21 protein-coding genes and 1 pseudogene are annotated in these 25,219 nt (G+C 38.2%); 16 read left to right on the top strand and 6 right to left on the bottom strand.

What is annotated here, in order from left to right; translation table 11 throughout:
* Positions 1-87 precede the first annotated feature (87 nt).
* Positions 88-681, bottom strand: coding sequence for a thylakoid membrane photosystem I accumulation factor (locus tag H6F39_RS08725; RefSeq protein WP_137907672.1), 594 nt, complete (start codon positions 679-681; stop codon positions 88-90).
* 313 nt (positions 682-994) lie between these two features.
* On the opposite strand from H6F39_RS08725, the gene H6F39_RS08720 reads away from it, so the two are divergent.
* The 3 genes from H6F39_RS08720 to H6F39_RS08710 all read left to right on the top strand — a co-directional run bounded on the left by H6F39_RS08720 (position 995) and on the right by H6F39_RS08710 (position 3,786).
* The gene (locus H6F39_RS08720; protein WP_137907671.1) at positions 995-2,338 is read left to right on the top strand and encodes a Mur ligase family protein; all 1,344 of its coding nucleotides are present in this window, start codon (positions 995-997) and stop codon (positions 2,336-2,338) included.
* Between the two features lie 61 nt (positions 2,339-2,399).
* Positions 2,400-2,669, top strand: a complete 270-nt coding sequence (locus H6F39_RS08715; RefSeq protein ID WP_137907670.1) for a hypothetical protein — start codon at positions 2,400-2,402, stop codon at positions 2,667-2,669.
* A gap of 130 nt (positions 2,670-2,799) precedes the next feature.
* Positions 2,800-3,786, top strand: coding sequence for a metal ABC transporter solute-binding protein, Zn/Mn family (locus H6F39_RS08710; protein WP_190396557.1), 987 nt, complete (start codon positions 2,800-2,802; stop codon positions 3,784-3,786).
* Between the two features lie 84 nt (positions 3,787-3,870).
* Here the strand turns inward: H6F39_RS08710 and H6F39_RS08705 are convergent, their stop codons facing one another.
* Positions 3,871-5,784, bottom strand: coding sequence for a DNA polymerase III subunit gamma/tau (locus tag H6F39_RS08705; protein ID WP_190396556.1), 1,914 nt, complete (start codon positions 5,782-5,784; stop codon positions 3,871-3,873).
* Positions 5,785-5,927: 143 nt separating this feature from the next.
* On the opposite strand from H6F39_RS08705, the gene H6F39_RS08700 reads away from it, so the two are divergent.
* The 4 genes and pseudogenes from H6F39_RS08700 to hemE all read left to right on the top strand — a co-directional run bounded on the left by H6F39_RS08700 (position 5,928) and on the right by hemE (position 10,641).
* Positions 5,928-6,575 carry a hypothetical protein gene (locus tag H6F39_RS08700; protein WP_242028629.1) on the top strand — a complete coding sequence of 216 codons (648 nt, stop codon included), beginning with the start codon at positions 5,928-5,930 and terminating at the stop codon, positions 6,573-6,575.
* Positions 6,576-6,774: 199 nt separating this feature from the next.
* Positions 6,775-9,044: pseudogene (locus tag H6F39_RS08695) on the top strand (tetratricopeptide repeat protein); the annotation flags it as partial.
* Positions 9,045-9,351: 307 nt separating this feature from the next.
* The gene (locus tag H6F39_RS20495; protein WP_190371604.1) at positions 9,352-9,489 is read left to right on the top strand and encodes a hypothetical protein; all 138 of its coding nucleotides are present in this window, start codon (positions 9,352-9,354) and stop codon (positions 9,487-9,489) included.
* A gap of 99 nt (positions 9,490-9,588) precedes the next feature.
* On the top strand, positions 9,589-10,641 hold the full coding sequence (hemE, locus tag H6F39_RS08690) for a uroporphyrinogen decarboxylase (RefSeq protein ID WP_190371605.1): 1,053 nt from the start codon (positions 9,589-9,591) through the stop codon (positions 10,639-10,641).
* 258 nt (positions 10,642-10,899) lie between these two features.
* Here the strand turns inward: hemE and H6F39_RS08685 are convergent, their stop codons facing one another.
* Both H6F39_RS08685 and H6F39_RS08680 read right to left on the bottom strand, forming a co-directional pair.
* Complete coding sequence (locus tag H6F39_RS08685; RefSeq protein ID WP_190371606.1) at positions 10,900-11,037, bottom strand: hypothetical protein; 138 nt, start codon at positions 11,035-11,037, stop codon at positions 10,900-10,902.
* Between the two features lie 254 nt (positions 11,038-11,291).
* On the bottom strand, positions 11,292-12,698 hold the full coding sequence (locus H6F39_RS08680) for a serine/threonine-protein kinase (protein WP_190371607.1): 1,407 nt from the start codon (positions 12,696-12,698) through the stop codon (positions 11,292-11,294).
* 231 nt (positions 12,699-12,929) lie between these two features.
* Here H6F39_RS08680 and H6F39_RS08675 point away from each other — a divergent pair, with 231 nt between their 5' ends.
* A complete protein-coding gene (locus tag H6F39_RS08675; protein ID WP_190371608.1) occupies positions 12,930-13,886 on the top strand; it encodes an NAD(P)-dependent oxidoreductase in 957 nt (318 codons plus the stop codon).
* 186 nt (positions 13,887-14,072) lie between these two features.
* Positions 14,073-14,756 (top strand): conjugal transfer protein TrbI, encoded by a 684-nt coding sequence (locus H6F39_RS08670; protein ID WP_137908208.1) that lies wholly within the window; start codon positions 14,073-14,075, stop codon positions 14,754-14,756.
* Positions 14,757-15,029: 273 nt separating this feature from the next.
* On the opposite strand, the gene H6F39_RS08665 is transcribed toward H6F39_RS08670, so the two are convergent.
* Positions 15,030-15,470, bottom strand: coding sequence for a hypothetical protein (locus tag H6F39_RS08665; protein ID WP_190371609.1), 441 nt, complete (start codon positions 15,468-15,470; stop codon positions 15,030-15,032).
* Between the two features lie 66 nt (positions 15,471-15,536).
* Positions 15,537-16,229: a hypothetical protein gene (locus H6F39_RS08660; RefSeq protein WP_190371610.1), complete on the bottom strand. Its 693-nt coding sequence runs from the start codon at positions 16,227-16,229 to the stop codon at positions 15,537-15,539.
* 268 nt (positions 16,230-16,497) lie between these two features.
* Between H6F39_RS08660 and acs the strand changes: the two genes are divergently transcribed.
* The 7 genes from acs to H6F39_RS08625 all read left to right on the top strand — a co-directional run bounded on the left by acs (position 16,498) and on the right by H6F39_RS08625 (position 25,054).
* Positions 16,498-18,468: an acetate--CoA ligase gene (gene acs, locus H6F39_RS08655; RefSeq protein ID WP_137908211.1), complete on the top strand. Its 1,971-nt coding sequence runs from the start codon at positions 16,498-16,500 to the stop codon at positions 18,466-18,468.
* Between the two features lie 220 nt (positions 18,469-18,688).
* A complete protein-coding gene (locus H6F39_RS20670) occupies positions 18,689-18,853 on the top strand; it encodes a DUF2281 domain-containing protein (protein ID WP_236097133.1) in 165 nt (54 codons plus the stop codon).
* Between the two features lie 113 nt (positions 18,854-18,966).
* Positions 18,967-19,206 carry a hypothetical protein gene (locus H6F39_RS08645; protein ID WP_199290891.1) on the top strand — a complete coding sequence of 80 codons (240 nt, stop codon included), beginning with the start codon at positions 18,967-18,969 and terminating at the stop codon, positions 19,204-19,206.
* 117 nt (positions 19,207-19,323) lie between these two features.
* Positions 19,324-20,499 carry a nucleotide kinase domain-containing protein gene (locus tag H6F39_RS08640; protein ID WP_190396554.1) on the top strand — a complete coding sequence of 392 codons (1,176 nt, stop codon included), beginning with the start codon at positions 19,324-19,326 and terminating at the stop codon, positions 20,497-20,499.
* 43 nt (positions 20,500-20,542) lie between these two features.
* The gene (locus H6F39_RS08635; RefSeq protein ID WP_190396553.1) at positions 20,543-21,118 is read left to right on the top strand and encodes a DUF1643 domain-containing protein; all 576 of its coding nucleotides are present in this window, start codon (positions 20,543-20,545) and stop codon (positions 21,116-21,118) included.
* A gap of 27 nt (positions 21,119-21,145) precedes the next feature.
* Entirely contained in the window at positions 21,146-22,042 is an 897-nt protein-coding gene (locus H6F39_RS08630) for a nucleoside triphosphate pyrophosphohydrolase family protein (protein WP_190371612.1), read from the top strand.
* Between the two features lie 174 nt (positions 22,043-22,216).
* Positions 22,217-25,054 (top strand): cation-transporting P-type ATPase, encoded by a 2,838-nt coding sequence (locus H6F39_RS08625; RefSeq protein ID WP_190371613.1) that lies wholly within the window; start codon positions 22,217-22,219, stop codon positions 25,052-25,054.
* The last annotated feature ends 165 nt before the right edge of the window (positions 25,055-25,219 follow it).

The following is a 25,219-nucleotide window of genomic DNA, read 5'->3' as shown; positions in this document are numbered from 1 at the left end:
ATCGTAACCTGCCTTAATCGCCTTACAAATGACCTTAATACCAGGTTAAGGTAATTCTAGTCGAGAATGGCGATACATTAAGAACTATTATTGATCTTCTAACTGACTACTAAACTGTTTAGCAGAACGTGGTTTTAACTCGACTGACTCAGTGCGAGGTAATAAATCAAATATTTCTCTAAATTTGTCATCTATTTCTTCAAAAGGTACTTGACCTTTTTTGTTCAAGACTACTTTACCCGACTGGTCAAAAACTACAACTTGAGGAACACCCCCTGAATAATAATATCCTGGTTCTGTCGGTTGATAGGTCTTGTCAGCTAAAATGGTATCAACACTGATAGGAATAATCTCCGCTGCGCGTCCATAGAATGCTTGTACCTCGGAAACAACTTGGGCATATTTCTTGCAATCGCTACTATCATCAATGTAAAATGTCACTAGGGCTGGTTTGTGTTCTGCTAATGTCTGTGCTAGTGTTTCTTTGGCAGGAACTAAAGAACCATTACCAGCATAAATTACAAAAATATTACCATCATAACGATCATCTTTAATACCTGCCATTGCGGGCTGTATACTAATTATGAATAGCAAAGGAAGCAGCAATAAGCATTTAGATATTAACCGTCTCCAGTTGGTGATTATTTGAGTTTGTAAAAAAAGCCACTTTATTATATTCATTCACAGAAACCTTGTATTTGTCAGTTGTCAGTTGTCAGTTGTCAGTTGTCAGTTGTCAGTTGTCAGTGGTCATTGAAAAAAATCATCTTTTCTTGTTTCCCTATTTCCCGTCTCCTTGTCTCCTTTTGATGCTATCTTCTCTATAATAATCCTATTTGATTTTTTTAATGAACCACACCAGACACAGAGATCATGGAGGAAGAGAAAATAAAGATGTTATGTCTACGGATACACATACTCATTCAAAATCGTTATAGTTAGTTAAATTTACAGTTTCAAATGCTTTTGACAATGATCACGTTATTAATAAATCATGACTGTGGGTAAAAAAATAAAATTTATCAGTAGAATTACCTTAGGTTTTGCGGTATCAATAGCCAAAAGCGTGACGTTTTTGGTCAGGTCACTGCGTCTTGGTGCTGCTAGTGTTTTACCAGGTGCTATTGCGCGACGTATAGAACCCCGAATTTTGCAATTATTGAGTCAGCAAGTTAAACACGGGGTAATTATTATTGCGGGAACAAATGGAAAAACTACTACTGCTTTGCTGTTATGCACCATTTTACAACGAAAGGGGTTTCGTATTGCCCATAATTCTACAGGCGCGAATCTGGAAAACGGTTTAGCAACTGCTTTGATAGACAATGCTAATCTGTTGGGAAAGTTAAATATAGATTATGCAATTTTAGAAGTCGATGAAAATATAGTTCCCAAGGTTTTGAAACCGCTACAACCTCGAATTATTCTCTGTTTAAATCTGTTCCGCGACCAATTAGATAGATATGGAGAAGTAGATAGTATTAGTAAGCGGTGGACCAAGGTAATTTCGACTTTACCAGAAACAACCGTAGTTATTCCCAATGCTGATGATCCAACTTTATCATATTTGGGTCAACAGTTACCACAAAGAGTCTTATTTTTTGGTTTAAATGAACCAGAAAATTATTTAGAAGCTATTCCTCACGCTGTTGATTCTATCTATTGTCCTAGATGCGGCCATGCTTTAGACTATCAAGGGGTTTATTTATCCCATTTGGGAGATTTTACTTGTCCTAGTTGTGGTTTTACTAAAGGTCAACCCGCATTATTAAGTCGCAACTGGCCACAAATTCTTGTCGGTTTGTACAATAAATATAATACTTTGGCCGCAGTTACAGCAGCAAAAGAATTAGGAATTGATGATGTTATTATCAGAGATACAATTAACGATTTTCAAGCCGCTTTTGGTCGCGCTGAAGATTTAGTTATTGACGGTAAACGAGTACGGATTCTATTATCTAAAAATCCCGTAGGTACAAACGAAACTATTCGCGTCGTTACTCAAAGTACCGATAAAACTACTTTATTGGTCTTGAATGACAGAACCCCCGATGGTACTGATGTATCATGGATTTGGGACGTGGATACGGAAAAGTTGGTAGCACGGGGAGGAACATTGATTGTGAGTGGCGACCGTGTGTATGATATGGCCTTACGTTTGCGTTATAGTCAAGAATCTGTGGAGAGTAATATTAACCTGATTGTAGAGTCAGATTTGCACAAAGCGATCGCAACTGCTCTAAAGCATACACCAACAAATGAAACTTTACACATTCTCCCCACCTATTCGGCCATGTTAGAAGTAAGAGAAATATTAACTGGTAAGAAAATCCTCTGATAATTGACAATTGACAATTGACTAATTATGCTGTACTAACAGCAGTGTTTATCTGTGAATTATGAAAATAGTCAAACTGATTTTACTTGCTTTTCCCGCATTTTTAGCATCTCTGCTATTACTAGTCAACCCAGCACAGGCTTCCTTGAAAGCTACACCTGCTGCAAATACAATTGCGTTATTATCTAATCAAGCGAATCTTGATTTAACAATACCGCAAATAAATAAGATTACACATTATGTGATAGAAAAAACTGGTTGTAGTTGCGCTAATTGCGTTCAGACTAATTTAGATAAGTTACAAGGTAAATTGCCTATGATTGGGGCTTAATTAAGTTAGACTAATTAATAAAGATACAGATTTGCTGTGTCTTTATTAATTAATTGATATGATAATCAAACTCTGAAAAAGTAAGTTTAAATTCTGGAACTTTGCAGATATTTATAAGCGACAATAAATTATGTTAGGAAAAAAAATATCTACCCATTTTACCCATTTATTAAAAACCACCATTTTCGGTTTAATCTTAGGATTATTTGGCTGTGGAAATAGAAATATTAGTACAATATATAATCAAAGAAATTCGACTATTATTAACAGTAACTTACCCATAGTAGTAGCAACTAATAGCGTAATTTGTGATTTAACAAAACAAGTTGCTGGGAATACAATTAACCTGATATGTTTAATCCCTCCTGGTATGAACCCCTTAACCTATAAACCCATACCGGAAGATAGTCGAGTTATTGAAAGTGCTGATTTGGTTTTATATCATGGTTACAATTTTGAACCAGGTTTAATGAAAATCATTAAATCTACTACAAATACAAACTCTTATCCAAAAATTGCTGTTGCTGAAAGTGCTGTCAAAAATCCAATCAAAATTAAACTTATAGAACCCCATATTTGGCATAATCCTAATAATACCATAAAAATGGTAGAGATTATTAATAATAATTTAATTAAATTAGCACCAAATAATAAAAATATCTATAGTAAAAATACTAAAAAAGTCATCCAAGAAATGAATCAAATTGATAATTGGATTAAAAAAAGACTAGATACTATTCCTGCTAAAAATCGCAAGTTAATCACTTCCAACGCAGCAATGATTTATTACGTCAAGGCTTATAATATTCCATATTCTGTAAATTTAGCTAAGATCAAAAATATCGAAAAGCTGACATATACAGAAGTCGAAAATTTCGCTATGGATATTCAAAAAGCTAACGTACCAACAATTTTTGCAGATACAACAACTAACTCTAATTTACTTGAATCTCTAGCCACAGCAGCCAATGTTAAGGTTTTTCAAAGACCACTTTATATTCATGGACTAGGTGCAGCGGGGACTGACGGAGACACCTATCAGAAAATGATGGACGCTAATACAAGAATAATTGTGGAAGGACTGGGAGGAACATATTTAAAATTTGAACCTTATTAAAAAGGAAAAATGATCATGGCTGAATATCAAAATCTCGAATAAAGCAGACAGGAAACAGGACGTAATTATCCCCTACTGCATTTCTCAAGTATATTCATCATCAACATAAGATTCATATATTTCATGGGTTTCCGTAGAAGTAACGGAGTTAGCTAAATGGAAGCTATCATCTGTCACACGGATGATTTCTCCAGAAAAGAATTTGGCTAAACTTTCCGCAGCTTTGAGTACACCATCGTGATCCCAATTTGATGGTGGTGGTTGCACTTTTGTAGGAGAAGAAATAGCTTGTGTTGGTGCTGTGTTAGTGACAACTGGCTGAGTTTTGACAGGTGCGGGAGGTGGTGTGGATACTGTAGATACTGGCTGTGGTGTGGGAGGGAGGGATGTAGGTTGGGGTGGTTGTTGGGGTGGTTGTTGGGGTGGTTGTTGAACGGGAGGAGAATTTTGCCCCGGTGGATTTCTTCTCGTTGATATCACATTTGCGCCATTAGCTTTTTCTAGAGTGACTTGTATTTCCTGCTGAAAGGCTTGTCTAAATGCTGTAGTAATCACAGGTACATAAGATTTCACTTTGTCATACCAAACTGCTTTTACCCCTACACGGGCCATAGAACCGTTAAACTCAATTAAATGGCACATTTGCCCTAGTAGTGCCTGGGTGGGTAGCTGTTGAATATGTCCACGCACTTGTTGCCAAAGTTGTGTTAAGTCGTATTGTGAATCTTCTCTAATTGGCTCTACTGGTGCTGGTACGGATAAAGGTTCTGGGACTGGTGGTGGGAAATTAACAGGTGAATTGTGATTTGTGGGCGGATATGCCGGTGCAGGGGCGACGGGAGGGTAAACTGGGGTTACAGGAGTTGTATTAACTCGCTGGGAAATATTTGCCGTTTGGATTTGAATATTGGCACTGGGTAATAATCCCAGTAATGTTACTTCTAACCATAATCGGGGTTGAGTGGTGTTTTTTAGTTGTACTTCTGCCGTTCTCAGGTGTTGTTGTCCCAGTAGGATGGTACTGGTGTCAAATTTTTGGGCAAAGTTGACTAATGATGTCCAAGTTGACTGGGTACAGGTAACTAAATCTTGACGACTGGGGGCGGTTTTCGCTATCAGGAAATCCCGGTAAAAAGCGGCGAGATTTTGGAGAATTATTAGGGGTTCTCTACCTCTATCTAGGATTTTTCTGGTAAAGTCTAATACTATCTCTGCCTGATCTTGACTAATAGCCTCTAATAGTCCCAGTAAGTCTTTTTCACTGACTGAACCCACCAAATCCCAAACTTTATCCGGTGTCACTTCTCCATTGACTAATGCTAATTGATCTAGTAAGCTTTCTGCATCTCTTAATCCCCCTTGGGCAATTTGTCCTACCAATGTCAAAGATTCATGGGAAATATTAATATTTTCTTGGGAAGCAATGTGAGTTAGATGTTTTACCATGGACTCTAGTTGAATCCGCCTAAAATCAAACCTTTGACAACGAGAAATAATTGTTGGTAATACCCGTTGGGGGTCAGTTGTTGCCAGAACAAAAACGACGTGCTTAGGTGGTTCTTCTAGGGTTTTAAGTAATGCGTTGAAGGCTGCGGTACTTAACATATGGCATTCATCAATGACATAAACTTTATACCGACACTGCATGGGAGCAAATTGCGCCCTTTCAATCAGTTCCCGAATATTATCAACACCAGTATTACTAGCAGCGTCAATTTCAATCACATCTGTAGAATAGCCTTTAGTAATTCCCTGACAAATTTCGCAAACCCCGCAGGGTTGGGGTGTGGGTTGGTTACCTTGCAGACAATTGAGAGATTTAGCCAAAATTCTCGCACTAGAAGTTTTTCCTGTACCTCTGGGGCCAGTGAACAAATAAGCAGGGGCGATTTTTGCTGAAAGAATAGCATTAGTTAGGGTAGTAGCGATCGCTTCCTGACCCACCAGTTCAGCAAAACTTTTTGGCCGATACTTATGGTGCAGCGGTTCGTAAGACATGGAGACAGGTTTAAATCCGTATATCCCAGGTAAATTAAGGGTTTCACCATTCTAACAAGTTATGGCATTTTCTCATTTCCTTGCCACCGTACTAGTCACTGACATCGTTAAAATTTGAAGAAGCAACATCAATGGTGCCGCAGATGCTCAAGCAACTAATTCAATGGATCAAAAAATTTTTCCTGCGCTTGTTTGCTGGTAAACAAAATCTCACCCCCGCTGGAGAACAAGTTCCAAAATCAGTAGCACCACCCCTGAGTGATACAGATTTAGAATTTCTATTTACAGAACTTTTAGAAGGGGTCCATCAAGTCAAGGGACAAACCTGGACGCAAAAATGGCTAGATAATCTTGAGGATCGTGTCAGCACGGATCGCTGGTTAGAATGGTTAAATCGGTTTGGGGAAAGATTATTAGCATCTTCTAGACCTCATAATGAATTAGCAGCTAGATTAGTTCAACTCGGTGAATTGAGAGTTGGGGAAATCAGTAATCTGTCCTACGATATAGGTATGAAAATCTTAACAAACAATCCGGGAGAGCCAATTTGGGAATATGATGGACCAGATATAGTACAAAATAATCCCTCAATACCAACCAAAACGGAGGAAGAACTAACGACAGAAGAATACAAAACTGTTACCCTAGATGAGTTACTTATGATGTTGCAGGATGATGAAAACCTATGTCAGCAAGTTGCCGAACAACTAGGAATGGAAACAGATAATCCAGAAGAAATTATTCAAGCCTTGGTTAATCAGTATCATGAAGCTAATAAATCTTCTGTATAATCAGGATTAGTGATGGGAAGAGTTTCTGACTCCATCTCCTGGTCACTAACCTCAATGACTAAGTTTGATTTGTTCACTGTAGCTATAAATAATTTTACGTAATTAAATCCCAATTTTGGAGTTGATTCCGTAATTAATGATTTTCTAGACACGACGATAGCTACAATTTAGGAGAAGCAAAAATTCAATAAATTGGCAGATGTTAAGGTGGCTATTGCAGAGGCTTAACGAATTTTTACAGTACATCTTTGACAGTCTGGGGATCATCAATTCCCAGACCAGTCAAGGTAATCTGGTGGCACAGCAGCCACCAGAACTTACGAATGCGGATCTAGGTTTTTATTTAACGAACTGTTGGAAGGAGTACATCAAGCGCGAGGGGAACGGTGGGCGCTGAAGTATTTGCAGCGCATGGAACCAAGAATTACTGTTGACCGTTGGCTAGATTGGCTGTTGACTTATGGTGACAAATTACTATCTTCTCCAGCGCCTAATCATGAGTTAGCCCAACGGATGGTACAACTGGGTGAGTTGGGTATTGGTGAGGTTGGCAACCTGTCCCATGATATTGGGATTCAGCTATTGTGGCGCAACATGAACCAAGACCAGGAGCGCGGTCAAGAACCACAGGACTTAGACATCCCTATACCCACTCAAGAGGAGCTAGATATTCCTGGTCAAGAATTACTTCGTCAAGGTGAAGAATTATGGGCATATCAGGATGTGGATACTATTACTGACCAATCAGTATCCCAACTGATTGAGGACTTATTGACAAATTCTTCTGGGACAACTGGTAAGTCTTTGTCTAAAAATACTGCCAAAGAAAAGACTAAGACGGTAAGTGGCTCTCACGGTGACGACTATACAATTCACAAACTTCCTGAAAATGTTGAGGAAGTATTTGCAGATCCGTTAGCTCCCCTCAAGGAAAGCTTGATAGCGATACAACCTCAGTTAGCATCCACTTTAGATGAGTTGATGGTACGGTTGGAGCAAAGCACTAATCTCGTTGAGCAGTTAGCTTCAGATTTGGCAATTCGTGATGGTCAGATTGTTCAACTAAGATCAGAAATATTTGTTCCTAATCAGGCGGAAACTTTATTTTCTCAAGGTCTCCAGCAAGCTAAATCGGGAAATTTATTAGCCGCTTTGGCTTTATATCAATGCGCTAGTCAACTACAACCTCAAGTTTATGAATATTGGTGGCATCAGGGGTTAGTTCTCTTTCATTTACAGCGATTTACTGAGGCGATCGCCGCTTATGACCAAACACTGGCACTCAAACCAGATTTATACAAGGTTTGGTACAGTCGAGGCTGTATTCTCTGCGAATTGGGAGAGTTTGATCCGGCTATCGCTGCTTTCGATCAAGCAATCTCTATTCAGCCAGATTACCAAGAAGCTTGGTCTAACAGGGGTTTAGCATTACTCAAATTAGGTTTAATCTCGGAAGCAATTACTAGTTATGATCAAGCTATCAAGCTACAACATGAGGACGCAGAGGCCTGGTACTACCGAGGGATAGCTTTAGCTGTGATTCAACAAGACGTAGAAGCAATTGCTAGTTATGATCAAGCCCTGAATCTACGACCGGACTATCATGAGGTTTGGATTGATCGGGGTATAGTCTTATTTAATTTAAAAAGATATGCGGAAGCAATTGCTAGTTATGATCAAGCCCTCTCTATTCAACCTGAATTTTATTTGGCTTGGTATAACCGGGGTGTGTCTTTTGAAAACTTAGGTAATCGTCAAGAGGCGATCGCTTCCTATCAAAAAGCCATAGCTATTAAACCTGATTTTCACCCCGCTTGGTATAACCAAGCTGTAGCCCTATTTTACTTAGAACGTTTCGCCCAAGCTATTTCCTGTTATGACAATGCTTTACAAATTAAAATGGACTATTGGGAAGCTTGGCTCGGTCGTGGTGTAGCTGCGGCTAATCTCAACTCTTACCAATCATCATTGATTGTAGTTAGTAACATTTCTAAGTCTAATCCCGCTCTTAACTTAGGTGGCTATGAGGGCAAGTTAGCAAGTTATCAAGAGGGTTTGAAGCATCTTCGTCCAGATACTCACCCGGAAGGCTGGGCAAGATTACATATAGCTATCGCTAATACTTACTACGAGCAAGGGAAAAAAGATCTCGCACTTCGTGATTATTGGCATGATGCTATATCTGAATACCAACTGGCACTATCCACTCTCTCACCAGAAGATTTTCCAGAATTGTACCTAGAAATTTTGCAATCTCTGATCAAGGTGTTTGTCTGTTTGGAAGAAACAGCCACTGCACAGGAGTTACAAAAATGGGGAATTGAATTATTACAACAATTACTCTCTCACCCCACTCGTTCTGATGACAGCAAAAAACAATTAATAATAAAATTTCCAGATTTTGAACAATTAGCAGTTGATTTGAGTCATAATGAGTCATAAATAGATAGACAAAACTTGGTAGAAGCTTGAGAAATCGCTGAACAAGGTAAAAATAATTGCTTATAGTGGATTTAATTTGCTCAAGAGTACAAATACAGCAATATTCTTAATCTGGCAAAAAATAAGGGAGGGCATCTCCCCGGAATTAAACCCTCAAGCGAATCAAGGGTAATCTGAGAATGATAAGCTATATGGTGACCGAAAAAAATCGGATACAAGCCCCGTCCTTCTAAGACCGCTTTATAGTAAACTAAGTATAGTCGCCACAGGGCATTGGGAGACTATAAACGGACACTCCAGACTGGATCAGACTACTTTTCGGTAGCACCGGTCAGTGAAATGTCAAGGAATCCTCGCTCATGAAAGGACGAGGGGTTCATTACAAATTGTTAGAAAAGTATTCCCTAATGCTTATACAACAGAAGGGATAGCGAGTGCAGCCGTTGCACCATTAAAGGTTTTACCTTTATAAAGACAAGAACTATTACGCATTTCTACATTAGTAGATTTTAGTAGGTTTTGGCAAACGGTTATGTCAAATATAAAAGTGCAAATAAAGGCAAGTTGTTAAATGGGTTTTTCCTCAACGGCTCCTCTCCTCCTCCGCGCCGCTCGTGGTGAACAAGTAGACCGTCCCCCCGTATGGATGATGCGACAAGCGGGACGCTATATGCAAGCATATCGGAATTTACGGGACAAATATCCTTCTTTCCGCGATCGCTCGGAAATCCCCGAAGTAGCTATAGAAGTTTCCCTCCAACCCTGGAGAGCTTTTCAACCCGACGGAGTAATTTTATTTTCCGATATTGTCACCCCCCTACCAGGAATGGGGATTGACATGGATATTGCGGAAGGGAAGGGACCAATTATTTATTCGCCCATACGCACTAAACAACAAGTTGATCAACTGCATTCCTTAGATCCAGAAACAGCACTGCCGTTCATTAAAACGATTTTGCAAGCATTACGGCAGGAAGTAGGTAATCAATCAACGGTATTAGGCTTTGTCGGCGCACCCTGGACTTTAGCAGCTTATGCGGTGGAAGGTAAAGGTTCTAAAACCTATTCCATTATCAAAAACATGGCCTTCTCAGATCCCACTGTTTTACATCAGCTATTAACTAAATTAGCTGAGTCTATTGCAGATTACGTGCGCTATCAAATTGATTGTGGTGCTCAAGTAGTACAAATGTTTGACTCTTGGGCTGGACAATTAAGCCCTCAAGATTATGATACCTTTGCTCTACCTTATCAAAAAATGGTATTTGAGAAGGTGAAACAAACTCATCCTGACACACCATTAATTTTGTTGGTGACAGGTAGCGCCGGACTTTTGGAAAGAATGGCAACCTCCGGTGCTGATATTATTACTGTAGACTGGACAGTAGATATGGCGGATGCACGAGCCAGATTAGGTAAGCACGTGAAAGTACAGGGTAATCTTGATCCCGGTGTGTTATTTGGTTCTAAGGAATTTATCCGCGATCGCGTTTTGGACACTGTTCGCAAAGCCGGTAACTGGGGACATATCCTTAATCTCGGACATGGTGTATTACCAGAAACTCCAGAGGAAAACGTCGCTTTCTTCTTTGAAACCGCAAAAAACCTCAACGCTTTGGTTTAGTTTCTGTTTGATTTTTTGGGTGGGTTTTTCCCACCTGATTTTTGGGGAACGCAGATAAACACAGATAAACACAGATGAGGAAATATCCTTTAATCATCAAAATATACTTAATCTTTTAAAATCCAATTTGCTAGATTTTGTCTAATTCTTCTTAATCTTCCTTCAGAAATTGCCACAATTTTACCCAAAAGTATCTGTTAAATCGGATTCTGTGTATTCAGGAAGATGATCATTTTCTAAGTCTCTCATAGCTTGTTCTCAGAAAAATTTGTTCCATTCTTCATTTTCTTTATTGATCAAAATTGGGATTAAGGTTTTTTGAATTGTCCATTTTTCTTCTTCTATCAGTTCTAAAATAGTTTCTTTGATCAGGGCTTTTAGTTGTTGGGTTTCCATTGTTCACTTTTGGTTGATTATTCTTTGATTTTACCTTGTTTTCAAATTGTGGATCTGTGACTAGGATATTGAGATCCCCGACTTCTTTTCTTAATCTTTATCATTTATTCAGTTTAATAAACATAGAAGTCGTGAATCTTAGACGATGTTATTTTTAGTAAGTTAACGGTAATATCCTGTACATCCTTTAATCCTGGTTATCCTGATTCAGAATTAGTTTTTTTTCTATAATCTTCAGATTTTACAGTTTACTATTATGAACGCAAGATCAGAACTATTATAACCGCTTTCCAGTAATCATCTTGAGAATACAAACTAATAACTACTTTCCACCACCATATCGAACCTACGGGAAAAAAGGGAAGATGCGCTTTTGGTGCTTTTATGTCAAAGGTAATTTCATTATCAGAGAGTAAATTTTCTCCTTTTCTCCATCCTACCTGATCTATAAATTTATTCCAGATTTGGTGGTTGTAAGTTGTTGTTCCCCCCACACTTTCATAAATCTGCTTTTGTACAGAAAAACCAAAGCGTCGATTACTATTCTTTACCCATAAATTGTCTATAATGCTAATGTCTTCACTGGGAATATCAAGAACATTGTCTATGGTTAAATAACCTGGTATTCCCCGGTTAGCAAGTGTCAATATTATCCGTCTTGTTTCGTCATCTGCTTTTTTCCATTTACCATCTGCTAACAATTTCTCTAGTTTTTGATACTGACTGGGTACTTTGATAACAGATATTTCAGGTTTGTCAAAAGGTGGTTGAGAATTAGGTTTTTGATCTACAAAATATAACTCCTGCATCACTTTTTTTACAGATTGATAACGATATTTCGCAATAGGACTTGCTAATTTTTCCAAAATCTTTCCTAATTCATCACTTACCACATTTCCATTCAAATAATCTCTCCATACCCATTCTCCTTCCATTGGACTATATAAATCAAACGGACTCATTCCTGTTAATAAATGCAAACAAGTTACCCCTAAACTATATAAATCACTAATAAATAATGGTTTACCTATTGACTGTTCAGGAGCGCAATATTCAGCAGATCCAATAATTGTCCCTGTAGCTGTGCGTTGCTGTGACTTGACTATTTTCGCCGCACCAAAATCTACTAAAAATAACTGATTGTCACTACTGCGAATAATATTTTCTGGTTTAATATCTCGGTGAATTACCTGTTGACTATGAACAAACTCCAATATCTGTAACAGTTCTCTTAATAATCCTCTAATTTGCTGTTCAGAAAAAACGCCATTTTTATCTAACTCAGTTTGTAGAGTTTCACCTTTCACAAATTCCTGTACTAAATATTGACGATTATCGGATGTAAAATAAGCCATTAACTCAGGTATTTGAGGATGCTTACCTAACTCCTCTAAACGTTGTGCTTCCTGTGAAAATAACTGGGATGCTTTTTCAATACTATCTGTTCCCTGTGCTTGGGGTAAAAATTGTTTAATTACACAATAAGGTTTTGATGGTTTATCCTCATCAATAGCTAAAAATGTTCTACCAAAACCACCCTGACCTAAAATTGATTTAGGTATATACCTTTCACGCAAAAGTAACTTATTACCGCACTTTTGACAATATTGAAAATTATCAGGGTTAGGAAAAAGACAGTCAGGATTAAGACATTGACGCATAGACTCACCACCAAGGCTTTATTGTAATTTTACCCTAATTAATCAAGATTTACGCAAAATCTCTCAAAAACTCATTTCTCTGCGTCTGGAGGGGTTCATTTAAAAAAATATATAACTTAACTAACACCCATATCACCGATTTCTTAAAGAAATCGGGGATCTATCTCCTCAAATCATGCTACAATTACGCACTGAACTCAAGCATACCCAAAAACCCCAACATCCAAATTCATGCCCAAAAAACGTATTTTAGTTACAGGTGCAAGTGGCTGTATCGGTCACTATATCAGCGAAGCCTTAATTCAAAACACCAATCACGAATTGTATCTCCTAGTTAGAAACCCCAATAAACTACAAGTAGATACTACAGTTCGTCCAGGTATCACCATTCTTCAGGGTGATATGCGAGAAATTGGTAAATTCTCTAATTTACTCAAAACCATTGATATCGCTGTATTAACAGCCACTTCCTGGGGTGGTGAGGGCATTTTTGATATTAATGTCTTCAAAACTCTAGAATTAATGAACCTGCTAAATCCAGAAAAATGTCAACAAGTAATTTATTTCTCCACAGCCAGTGTTTTAAATCACGAAAACAAACCACTCAAAGAAGCTGGAGAAATTGGTACAGATTATATCCGTTCTAAATATGACTGTTTACACCAAATTGAAAAGTTAGCAATTTTTCCCAAAATTACCACAGTTTTTCCTACCTTAGTTTTAGGTGGTGATGATAAAAAACCCTATTCTCATCTCACCTCTGGTATTCCCGAAGTTACTAACTATATTAATATCATTCGTTTCTTACAAGCAGATGCTAGTTTTCACTTCATTCATGGCCGAGATATTGCCACAATTATCCAATATTTAATCGATTATCCACTACAACCCGGAGATCCACGCCGATTTGTTTTGGGGCAATCTTCCCTAACTGTTAATCAAGCTATAGAAGAAGTTTGTGCTTATTTCAATAAAAAGATTTATTTCCGCATTCCTTTGTCTTTGGGTTTAGCTAATTTAATTATTGTCTTATTTCGCATTCAAATGGCAGCTTGGGATAGATTCTGTATGAATTATCGTCATTTTAACTATGCTAATGCTATTAATCCTAGCAGTTTCAATTTACCAAATTACTGTGCAACAATGACTGATGTTTTGAAAATTAGCAAAGTCAAAAATGGCATTTAGATCATAGCCATTTTTAATCAGGGTATAGGTAATGGGTAATAGGTAATTTTATGTATAAGTTTAAATTAAGTAAGTCGGCGTAAAGAAATCAAACTATGTAAAGGTCAGTAAACAGGGATGCGGCTAAGAAACTATCTTAGTTAATCCGCGTCACCATACATATCATATATTATTGGCAGTCCTATCATGAGTAATTCTATCCGTTGGCAATCTAGCACAGCCGCACTCATGGCCATAGCCATTACAACAGGTGCAGCTACCCCATTTTTATCTTTTAGTCCTGTTTTTGCTCAAGGATTTAATCTCAATCAATCACGGACAATTAGTATTCCCTCCAATGTAACTTTACCTGTCACCTACGAAAAGGAGAAAGTTATTGTCAAACCCGGTGAAACATTAGCCTTAACTTTGAAAATAGCTGACAATATTACTGATAGTAACAGAAATATTTTAATTCCTGCTAATACTCAAGTTATCGGTGAATTACAACCAGTAAGATTAAATACTCGATCTTCTATCAATAACCAGCAAGGTGTGCGTTTTGTAGCTAGAGAATTGGTATTTCCTTCTGGACAAAGATTACAGATTTTTGCTAACTCTAAAACCATCACCCAAACAGAAACAATTACCAAAGGATCAAGCACTGGACAAATATTAACTGATGCGGCTATTGGTGCGGGTGCTGCTAGTCTGATTTCTTTGGTAACAGGTAACAAGAAAATTGAAGTTTTAGAACCTGTGGGTGGCGCAGCAGCGGGGGCTTTAGCTAGTGTATTATTGCGAAAACAAAAAGCTGAGGTTTTTGTGCTTAAACCTGAACAGGATTTAGATATTACTCTGACTTCAAATTTGGTGATCACTGGTCAATAGACTGAATTTGATGATATAAATAATAAAGCGATTTTTTCCTGAATTATGGTAAGCGATTGCTTTATTTTTATGTTAATCTCTCTCTTTTAGAGACTAATGATATATTGATTGTGGTGATATATTGATTGTGGGGTGGGCTTCTAGCCCGCCCCAGCCAACAATACTATCTGATCTTTATTTCAGCTTCATAACTTACCCTAGCTCGTAGTTATCACTTGATTCCTAAAAATCAGGGCTTTAGCCCTGACTAGGAACTGAATATTATAATTTTGATTATAATTTTGTGTGACACTTTGATGACACTTTATTGACAAAATTATCAGCTAGATATAATAATTCCAGATCATCAATATCAAAATCACCTGCTAATACATCTTTCACAGCGGATATTTGATCATTATCTCTAGAAATTCTCAAACATTCTTCTAAATCTACTGCTAAATCAAACAATGATATATCTCCTAAATACTTTCTAATTTTTATAGCTACATCATCATCACTAACCAAAAATTCTTTAATAGCATCAAATAACGGACTAGATATTTGATCATCTCCCCAAGTTTCTAACCAATCACTTTCTACATCTTCTACATAAATATGAACAAAATTTAATCCATAATTTAACCAATCTTGCTGCATATTCCGGGCTACTGCTAACGCTTCAGTCAGATTTTCGAGTTGAGCGTTGCTATTAGTTTGTTGTTGATTAACCATAAATGGCATTTTCAGCAGATTAATGATGTTGGCTAGGACACAGATTTCGATTTTAATATTTAGGAATCAGGAAAAATTCATATACTTTCCTTCGGCCAGATGATCACTGTTATACAGTGCAACATTGACTAATTGTTGAATGAAATCATTTTCTTGCGGATTATAACTCAAGAATAATCCTCTTTCTATTTCCCACAATTGCAGTGCATTTTGCCACTTTTGATATTTTTGAGCATGAAATTCTTCACTAACACTTGTGACTTGAATACAGAGTGGTTTATTTTGATGATTACTGACAATGAGGTCTGTGGCCATAGAAAGGTCAGCTATATAACGCCGCCAAAAATTCCCTTCACGATGGACAATATCTTGAGCTATATATTTAATGATATCACTATCAGCTTGATTAAATTCCCCCGCCATCATTTTTTTCTTCCAAATATAAAATTTGGTGTCTGTGGCGTTTATCCATTTAGGAAATAGATAACCGTACCAATATCTTTCATTGGCGGTCATTTGCTCAAACTGTAGTTTTTGCTCTTCTGCGGAGGGTAGAGATCTAATTGCTAACCAAACTCTAGAGTCTGTAATCACTTCTAATAAAAAAGCCACGACAATTGGTTTGGACATCAGAGAACCAAGCTTGATATGTTTAATCCAACGGTTGATCTCTATTAATTTTGTCATGAGACTTGGATCTATTTCAGAGGCTTGTTCAATCAGTAGGTTTAATTTATCCTTAATTTCTTTGGCTTGCAAACTGTATCCTATGGTAAAACACTAACTTAGTTACTAAAGGCTTATATCGAACTTGATCGGTAAATAAGATTGTTAAAAACATCATCATTATTTTATTTTACTACAGCACTGATAAATTCAGCGTTGTTTAATTTTCCTACCAAAGTAGGATGAGATGGGCATATCAGTAAATAATCTTTACATTCAGTGCAGCTTTATGAAAATCTCAACATTATTTAGTACAACTTAGTTAAGAATAGTTTTAGCCACAATATCGTTTTTATCCATCATGTCTCAACCAACTATAGAATCCATTTTACAGGAAAAGCGGCTATTTCCGCCTGACAGTGATTTTTCGCAAAATGCCCATATCAAAAGTTTAGCAGACTATCAGCGTCTTTACGACCAAGCAAAAGCCGATCCTCAGCAATTTTGGGCAGAATTGGCAGAAAATGAGTTACACTGGTTTCAAAAATGGGACACTGTACTAGATTGGCAACCGCCTTTTGTCAAGTGGTTTGTCAACGGTAAGATTAATATTTCTTATAACTGTCTTGACAGACATCTCACTACCTGGCGGAAAAATAAGGCTGCGTTGATTTGGGAAGGAGAACCGGGAGATTCTCGCACCCTGACATACTCCCAATTACATCGAGAAGTTTGTCAATTCGCTAATGTACTAAAACAATTAGGCGCGAAAAAAGGCGATCGCATTGGTATTTATATGCCAATGATTCCCGAAGCCGCCATAGCTATGTTAGCCTGTGCCAGAATTGGCGCACCCCATAGCGTTGTTTTCGGTGGTTTTAGTGCTGAAGCATTACGCGATCGCTTAAATGATGCGGAAGCAAAGATAGTAATCACAGCGGATGGTGGTTGGCGCAAGGATGCAATTGTCCCCCTCAAAGAACAGGTAGACAAGGCTTTAGAAAACAATGCAGTCCCCAGTATTACAGATGTGCTAGTTGTCAAACGCACAAATCAAACAATACAAATGGCAGCAGGTCGTGACCATTGGTGGCACGATTTACAAAAAGGCGTTTCTGCGGATTGTCCCGCAGAACCAATGGATAGTGAAGATATGCTATTTGTTCTCTACACTTCCGGTAGTACAGGAAAACCGAAAGGGGTAGTTCACACCACAGGAGGTTATAACTTATACAGTCATATTACTACCAAATGGATTTTTGATCTTCAGGACACAGATGTATATTGGTGTACTGCCGATGTCGGTTGGATTACAGGACATAGCTATATAGTTTATGGACCCCTCTCCAACGGTGCAACCACTGTCATGTATGAAGGTGCGCCCCGTGCTTCTAATCCCGGTTGCTTCTGGGATGTGATTGAAAAATACGGCGTGACCATTTTTTATACTGCACCAACCGCCATTCGTGCCTTTATTAAAATGGGTGAACATCATCCTAATAAACGTAATCTTTCTTCTCTGAGATTACTGGGAACTGTCGGTGAACCGATTAACCCCGAAGCTTGGATATGGTATCAAAAAATTATCGGTGGTGAACGTTGCCCAATAGTTGATACCTGGTGGCAAACGGAAACCGGTGGGATTATGATTACACCCTTACCTGGAGCAATTCCTACAAAACCCGGTTCAGCCACCCTACCTTTTCCCGGTATTATTGCGGATGTAGTGGATTTAGAAGGTAATTCCGTTCCTGATAATGAAGGTGGTTATTTAGCCATTCGTCATCCTTGGCCGGGAATGATGCGGACTGTGTACGGTGATCCTGAGCGTTTCCGGCGGACTTATTGGGAACATATTCCGCCCACAGATGGTAAATATACGTACTTTGCTGGCGATGGTGCGAGGAAGGATGAAGATGGCTATTTCTGGGTCATGGGGCGCGTAGATGATGTCCTGAACGTCTCTGGACACCGCTTGGGAACAATGGAAGTAGAATCAGCCCTAGTGTCTCATCCGGCGGTGGCTGAGGCTGCTGTAGTGGGTAAACCGGATGAATTGAAAGGTGAGGAAGTTGTAGCTTTTGTCACTTTAGAGGGAACTTATCAAGCCAGTGAGGAGTTAAGTAAGGAACTGAAAAAGCACGTTGTAAGTGAGATTGGAGCGATCGCTCGTCCCGGTGAAATTCGCTTTACTGATGCTTTGCCAAAAACGCGATCTGGTAAAATCATGCGTCGGTTATTGCGGAATTTAGCAGCAGGTCAAGAGGTGTCGGGAGATACTTCGACTTTGGAGGATCGCAGTGTGTTGGATAAGTTGCGGGAAGGGAATTAATTTGAAATAGTCTCACGCAAAGGCACAAAGACCCAAAGCAATCTGGGGTGGGCAATTTTGCCTACCCTAATTGTCTGAATCAGGATATCCAGGATTTAAGGATTTACAGGATTGAATAAATATCAATATACAGGGCTTGATAACCTATTAAATAGGTGTAAGCTAGAGTAAAATAACAGAGATGATATAAGTCAAGTCAAGAAATAAATGAGGTGAAATCATGACAACAAAAGAAGAACTAATCAAAGAAATTACTCAATCACCGGATTTTGTAATTGAAGAAGTCTTAAATTTCTTACTCTTCATTAAAAACAGGTTTAAGCAAAGAACTTCCGAAAGTCAAACTGGAGATGTTAGCAATAACTTATCATCTCCATCTTTTTGAAATTTCATTGATGATATTACTAGCCAAATTCCTCAAACAGAATGGGAAAAGCTACCACCTGATATGTCAAAAAATTTAGATTACTATTTATATGGTTCACCCAAGAGTGAAGAATGAAAAAAGTATTTGCTGATACAGGTTATTGGATTGCTCTACTAAATCCTCATGATGAATTGCATCTTAAAGCTAGAAATGTGACTGCATCTTTATTGCCTAATATACGTATAGTCACAAGTGAAATGGTATTTACTGAATTGTTAAATGCTTTTTCTAAACAAGGACTTCTTTTAAAAAGAGCAGCAATTAGTTTAATTAATCAATCTTTTAGTAATCCTAATATGGTATTGGGTTAAGCGAAAGCGCAACCCGATCAAAAGTTTGATAATATTAATTTTGGGTTTAACTTCACTGTATTATTCCATAATTGATGAAGGATTGATATTGATGACGAGAAGCAAGGAAAATAGTTTATGCAAGTAAGACAAGAAATTTTTGATACCTATTGGCGATTTGCTGCTATGCGTCAAGAAGTTTTTTTCAACAAACTTAAAAATGTACGACCACCTTGGACAAGCGATCCTATTCTTAATACTTATAAATTTTGTAATGCTTATCGAGTCAGTGATCGGGTTTCTCAATATCTGATCAAGAATGTAATTTATGATGAGAATAAGAGTCAAAATGAAGAAGAAGTGTTATTTAGGATACTGCTGTTTAAAATTTTCAATAAAATAGAAACTTGGGAATATTTAGAAAGCAAAATAGGGGATTATATTACACTGTCTAATTTTGATTTAGAGGGATATTCAAACATATTACAAGAAGCTATGAATATTGGATATGTGATTTATACCAGTGCTTATATGTCTTGTGCCAGTAAGGAGTTTGGTTATGATAAAAAGCACCAGAATCATTTAGCATTAATTGATAAAATGGTTGTCAAGGACAGGGTAATTAATCGCATAGTGAAAGCTAAAAGTTTAGAAGAGATTTTTCATATTCTTGAATCATATCCATTGTTAGGTAAGTTTATGGCTTACCAATTAGCAACAGATATTAATTATAGTGAAGTTATCAACTTTGATGAGAATAGTTTTACTATAGCAGGACCAGGTGCAGAACGGGGTATTGATAAATGTTTTATTGATACTAAAGGAAAAAGTTATGCTGATATCATTTATTGGATGACAGAAAATCAAGAAAATCAATTTCAACGTTTGGGTTTAAATTTTAAATCTCTCTGGGGTCGTCCACTCAAAGCTATAGACTGTCAAAATCTTTTTTGTGAAACTGATAAATACTGTCGAGCCGCTTTTCCTGATTTAAAAAGTAATCGCAAAAAGATCAAAGCCAAATTCACAGCAACTCCTCAACCAATTGATTATTTTTATCCACCTAAATGGTGTATTAATGATCAAGTTCAAGAAACTTTAGCACAGAGATTACCACCATTAGAAATTCCTAATTTGCAGGATAATGGTCAGCAATTATCTTTAGAGTTAGATTCTTTAGTAAAAACTACATCTGAAATTCCAAATTGTATATCAAAACAACATAACAAAAATGGGCAAAAAACTCCGATAAAAAAATCAAGCCTTTTTCAAAATCCAGATACAGAAAAATCTCAACAGTTGTGTCTGTTTTGATATCTTATACTATTTATAAATCAACAGTAATTCAGGGTAAAACATGAATAAGAAAAGAAAACCAGGATATGCTAAGTTCGACTATAAAGATCCAAAAAAGAGAAAATGTCGCTATTTACTACGGCGTATATGGGATGAAAATTTGCCGCAAGTTACCTTTGTAATGCTTAACCCAAGTACGGCTGGTGCAGGGGAAGAGGAAAATGATCCCACTATCAAGAAATGTATTGACTTGGCTAGGTCATGGAATTATGGTTCTCTTGAAGTAGTTAATTTATTCGCTTATATTGCAACAGAACCCAAAGAACTCAATGAAGCACTTAAAAAAGGAGATGACATTGTGGGACACAACAATAACCTTTATATTCTATCAGCCACAAAACGTGCTGAGTCAATTATTGTGGCGTGGGGAGCGGGGCTTGATAATTCCAGTGCGAAGAAATATCGTGTGGAAGAAGTGCTAAATCTCATTTCTTGTAAAACACTTTATTATCTTGTTGATAGTAAAGGTAATGGTGATGATTTAACAAAAAATGGACATCCACGCCACCCGCTACAACGTGATCGATCTCTTGACGAAAGAAAGATTTTTATTAAAAACGGGGCTTCCAAAAAATAAATTATCAAATATTTAAGGAATTGCATTATGAATTTTGCTGAATATCAAACAGAAGCACTGAATACCGATCAGATTCCTGCTGTTGAAGGTAGTGAATTAATCATACCCTTACTAGGTTTAGTTGGTGAGGTTGGTTCATTGATGACAGAATATAAAAAACATTTACGCGATGGAGATGCACACAAATTATTTAAAGAAGGAATTGCGGAAGAATTGGGAGATATGCTTTGGTATATTTCCAATATAGCCAGTAAGTTTAACCTCAATTTACAAGAAATTGCAGAAGATAATTTAAGAAAGTGCAATGACCGTTGGGGATGGAGAGATTCAACAGAAACAGATAATAAAAATACAAGTTACATCTTTGATAATGAATTTCCAGAACATGAAAGTTTACCACGACAATTTGAAGTAGAAATTACGGAAGTCAGCCAAGATAATTCAGTCAAAATGAAGGCATTTATTAACAAAGAACAGATAGGAAATGACCTTACTGATAATTCTTATAAAAGTGATGGCTACCGCTTTCATGACATTTTTCATTTTGCCTATGCAGCAGTTTTAGGGTGGTCTGTAGTTACTCGCAGTATCCTAAAACGTAAGCGCAAAAGTAATCCTCTTATTGACGAAGTTGAAGATGGAGGTCGTGCAGTAGCTATTGAAGAAGGTATATCAGCACTTGTATTTAGCTATGCTAAAGATCATGGTTTATTAGAAGGTGTTTCAACTTTAGATTATCAACTATTGAAGACTATTAAAAATATGACATCTCATTTAGAAGTTTCTCAATGTTCGCTAGGAGATTGGGAGAAGGCCATTTTAATGGGCTATGATGTCTGGCGACAGGTGGAAAAAAATCACGGAGGAACAGTAGTTGTTGACCTTGATGTAGGTTTGATAACCTATCAAATAGGTGTAAGTTAAAGTAAACTAACAAGTTGAGTTAGGATTTTGCATCTGTTACTATCTATTAATTTTAAATCCTTCTCACCACCCTCAAAAACCCACCCCACACCTCAGACAGATGAACAGGTATAGACTCAGCATCTAAAATGTCAAAATCAGAATCAAAGCCAAAGCCCGATTGATACCAAAAGTATGGATTCCAACTTTCATATTTGGACGCTGACACCTACAGATGTTTACAAGACCCTCATAACCACGCCCCAAGGTATCAGCGAGGCGGAAGCAAATTTAAGATTAAAACAATCTGGTTATAACGAACTACCCGAACCCCAAACACGCCCTTTAATTCTCCGTTTTACCGACCAATTAACCCATTTTATGGCCTTGCTGTTGTGGGTAGCGGGAATATTAGCTTTTATTTCCCAAACACCAGAATTAGGTTGGGCAATTTGGGCAGTAATTTGGATTAATGCTATCTTTAGTTTTTGGCAGGAATATCAAGCGGAAAAAGCCTTATCAGCCCTGAAAAAAATCTTACCTTCCCAAGCCAAAGTTTTTCGAGATGGAAAATTATCTGTAATTGCTGCCCGTGAATTAGTTAGCGGCGATGTCATGCAGTTAGAAGAAGGTGATAAGATATCCGCTGATGCCAGAATTATTCAAAGTCAATCTTTATATGTAGATGTTTCCGTACTCACAGGAGAATCTTTGCCCGTTCCCCGCATTAGCGAACCTGTCACCGCCGCCAATATCCATGCTTCAGAAGCTAGTAACTTAGTATTTGCAGGTTCTACCGTGGCCGCCGGTCGGGGACTGGCGGTAGTCTATGCCACAGGCACACATACGGAATTTGGTCAAGTCGCCCATCTTACAGCCCATGTGAAGCGGGAAGCCAGCACTTTAGAAGTGCAAATTTCCAGAGTAGTTCACATCATTACCATCATTGCTTTGAGTATGGGGGTGGTGATATTTTTATTAACTAAGTTGCTGGTAGGAATGCAACTCAAAGAAAGTTTCATTTTTGCCATTGGTATTATTGTGGCATTTGTCCCCGAAGGTTTATTACCTACTGTCAGTCTAGCCTTAGCTATTGGTGTCAAACGCATGGCCGCTAAAAATGCTTTGGTGCGGCGTTTGTCAGCGGTGGAAACCCTGAGTGCAACAACTGTTATTTGCACCGATAAAACTGGGACTTTGACTAAAAATGAAATGACTGTCCGCCAATTGTGGATTCCCAATACTCAGATTAATGTGACTGGGGTGGGTTATGAACCCAAGGGAGAAGTGGAAATTATTACGGAGGATTTACGAACCACAGAGGCACAGAGGACGCGGAGAAATGAGGGTTTGAGGGATATGTCTCAGGTGCGGTTAATGTTGGCTGGTGCGGCACTCTGTTCTAATGCGCGGTTAAATCATCCCCCTAATTCTCATCAATGGCAAGTATTGGGTGATCCTACGGAAGGGGCGTTATTGGTGGCTGCTATTAAGGCGGGGTTGAAGTTGGAGGAGTTGCAACACCAAGCCCCAAGGGTTCGGGAAATTCCTTTTGATTCTCACCGGCGAATGATGACGGTTTTATTACAGGGAAATTTGCAGTTAGATGATAGGGAAAATTCCCAGTATTTGATTTTTACCAAGGGATCAACTTTAGATGTATTGCAACATTCGCGGTATTTATGGCATTCAGGGGAAAGGCTGGAATTGACCCCAACCCAGCGGGAGGAAGTTGTCGCGGCTAATGATCAATTAGCAAGTCAAGGTTATCGTGTCTTGGGGGTGGCTACTAGGCAAGGTGGGGCGGAATTAAATCACTTAGATGATAATTTGTTAGAACAGGATTTGACTTTTTTGGGATTGGTGGCGATGATTGATCCAGCGCGGCCAGAAGTTGCCGATGCGATCGCTCTTTGTCATCGTGCCGGGATTCAAGTGACGATGATTACAGGTGATTATGGCTTAACAGCGGCAGCAATTGCACAACGTATTGGTTTAGCCAACGGTAAACCCAGAATCATCACTGGTGAACAATTGGGACATCTTTCTGATACCCAATTGCGCCAAATCCTCCACAAACACAAAACCGGGTTAGTATTTGCCAGGGTAATGCCAGAACAGAAACTCAGATTAGTGGAAGCATATAAAACCCTTGGTCATGTCGTCGCTGTTACTGGTGATGGTGTCAACGATGCCCCCGCTTTACGCGCTGCTAATATCGGCATTGCTATGGGAATTAGCGGTACTGATGTTGCCCGTGAAGCTGCGGATATTGTTCTCATAGATGATAATTTTGCCACCATTGTCGCCGCCGTTGAACAAGGTCGGTCAGTGTATCAAAACATCCGCAAATTCATGACTTATATTCTCGCTTCCAATATGGCGGAGTTTTTGCCTTTCCTGGCAATGGTGTTTTTGAAAATACCCCCAGCCCTGGTAATTTTGCAGATATTAGCCATTGACTTAGGTACAGATATGCTGCCCGCACTGGCATTAGGGGCAGAAAAACCGGAAGCTGGTTCAATGGAGTTACCACCCCGCAAAAAATCCCAACCACTCTTAGATTTACCTTTATTGTTACGTGCTTACTGCTTTTTAGGACTGCTGGAAGGTTTGGCAGGTATGGGGGGATTTTTCTTTGTTTGGTGGACAAATGGTTATAATATGACCCAATTACAGGCACTTAGTACCAGTATTTTATCGCACTCGGCTAATGCCGCTACAATGGCCATTTATCATCAAGCAACAACAATGACTTTAGCCGTAATTGTGGCTTGTCAAGATGGTAACGTTTTTGCCTGTCGTTCAGAACGGTTTTCGATTTTGCGTTTGGGGTTTTTTACTAACCGCTTGATTTGGGCAGGAATTGCGGTGGAATGGTTTCTAATTCTCTCTATTATTTATTCTCCTACTCTGCAAAAAATCTTCTCTACCGCAGCTTTAAAACCATCATATTTGCTAATTTTATTGTTTTGTCCACCGTTGATATTAATAGCTGATGAATTGCGAAAACGAATTATTAGCGGGACTTAGGCAAACAATTTGAGATTATCAGCTGTTGTGTATTTAATTTGTATAAATCTGGCGGGCAAGATGCCCACCCCACAAGATTTAATAATTATCGGGCAAGATGCCCACCCCACAAGATTTAATAATTATCGGGCAAGATGCCCACCCCACAAGATTTAATAATTATCG

It is taken from the genome of Dolichospermum sp. FACHB-1250 (assembly GCF_014696335.1).
GTDB classification, from domain to species: Bacteria; Cyanobacteriota; Cyanobacteriia; order Cyanobacteriales; family Nostocaceae; genus Dolichospermum; species Dolichospermum planctonicum.
This window is presented reverse-complemented; position numbering and strand designations above follow the sequence as displayed.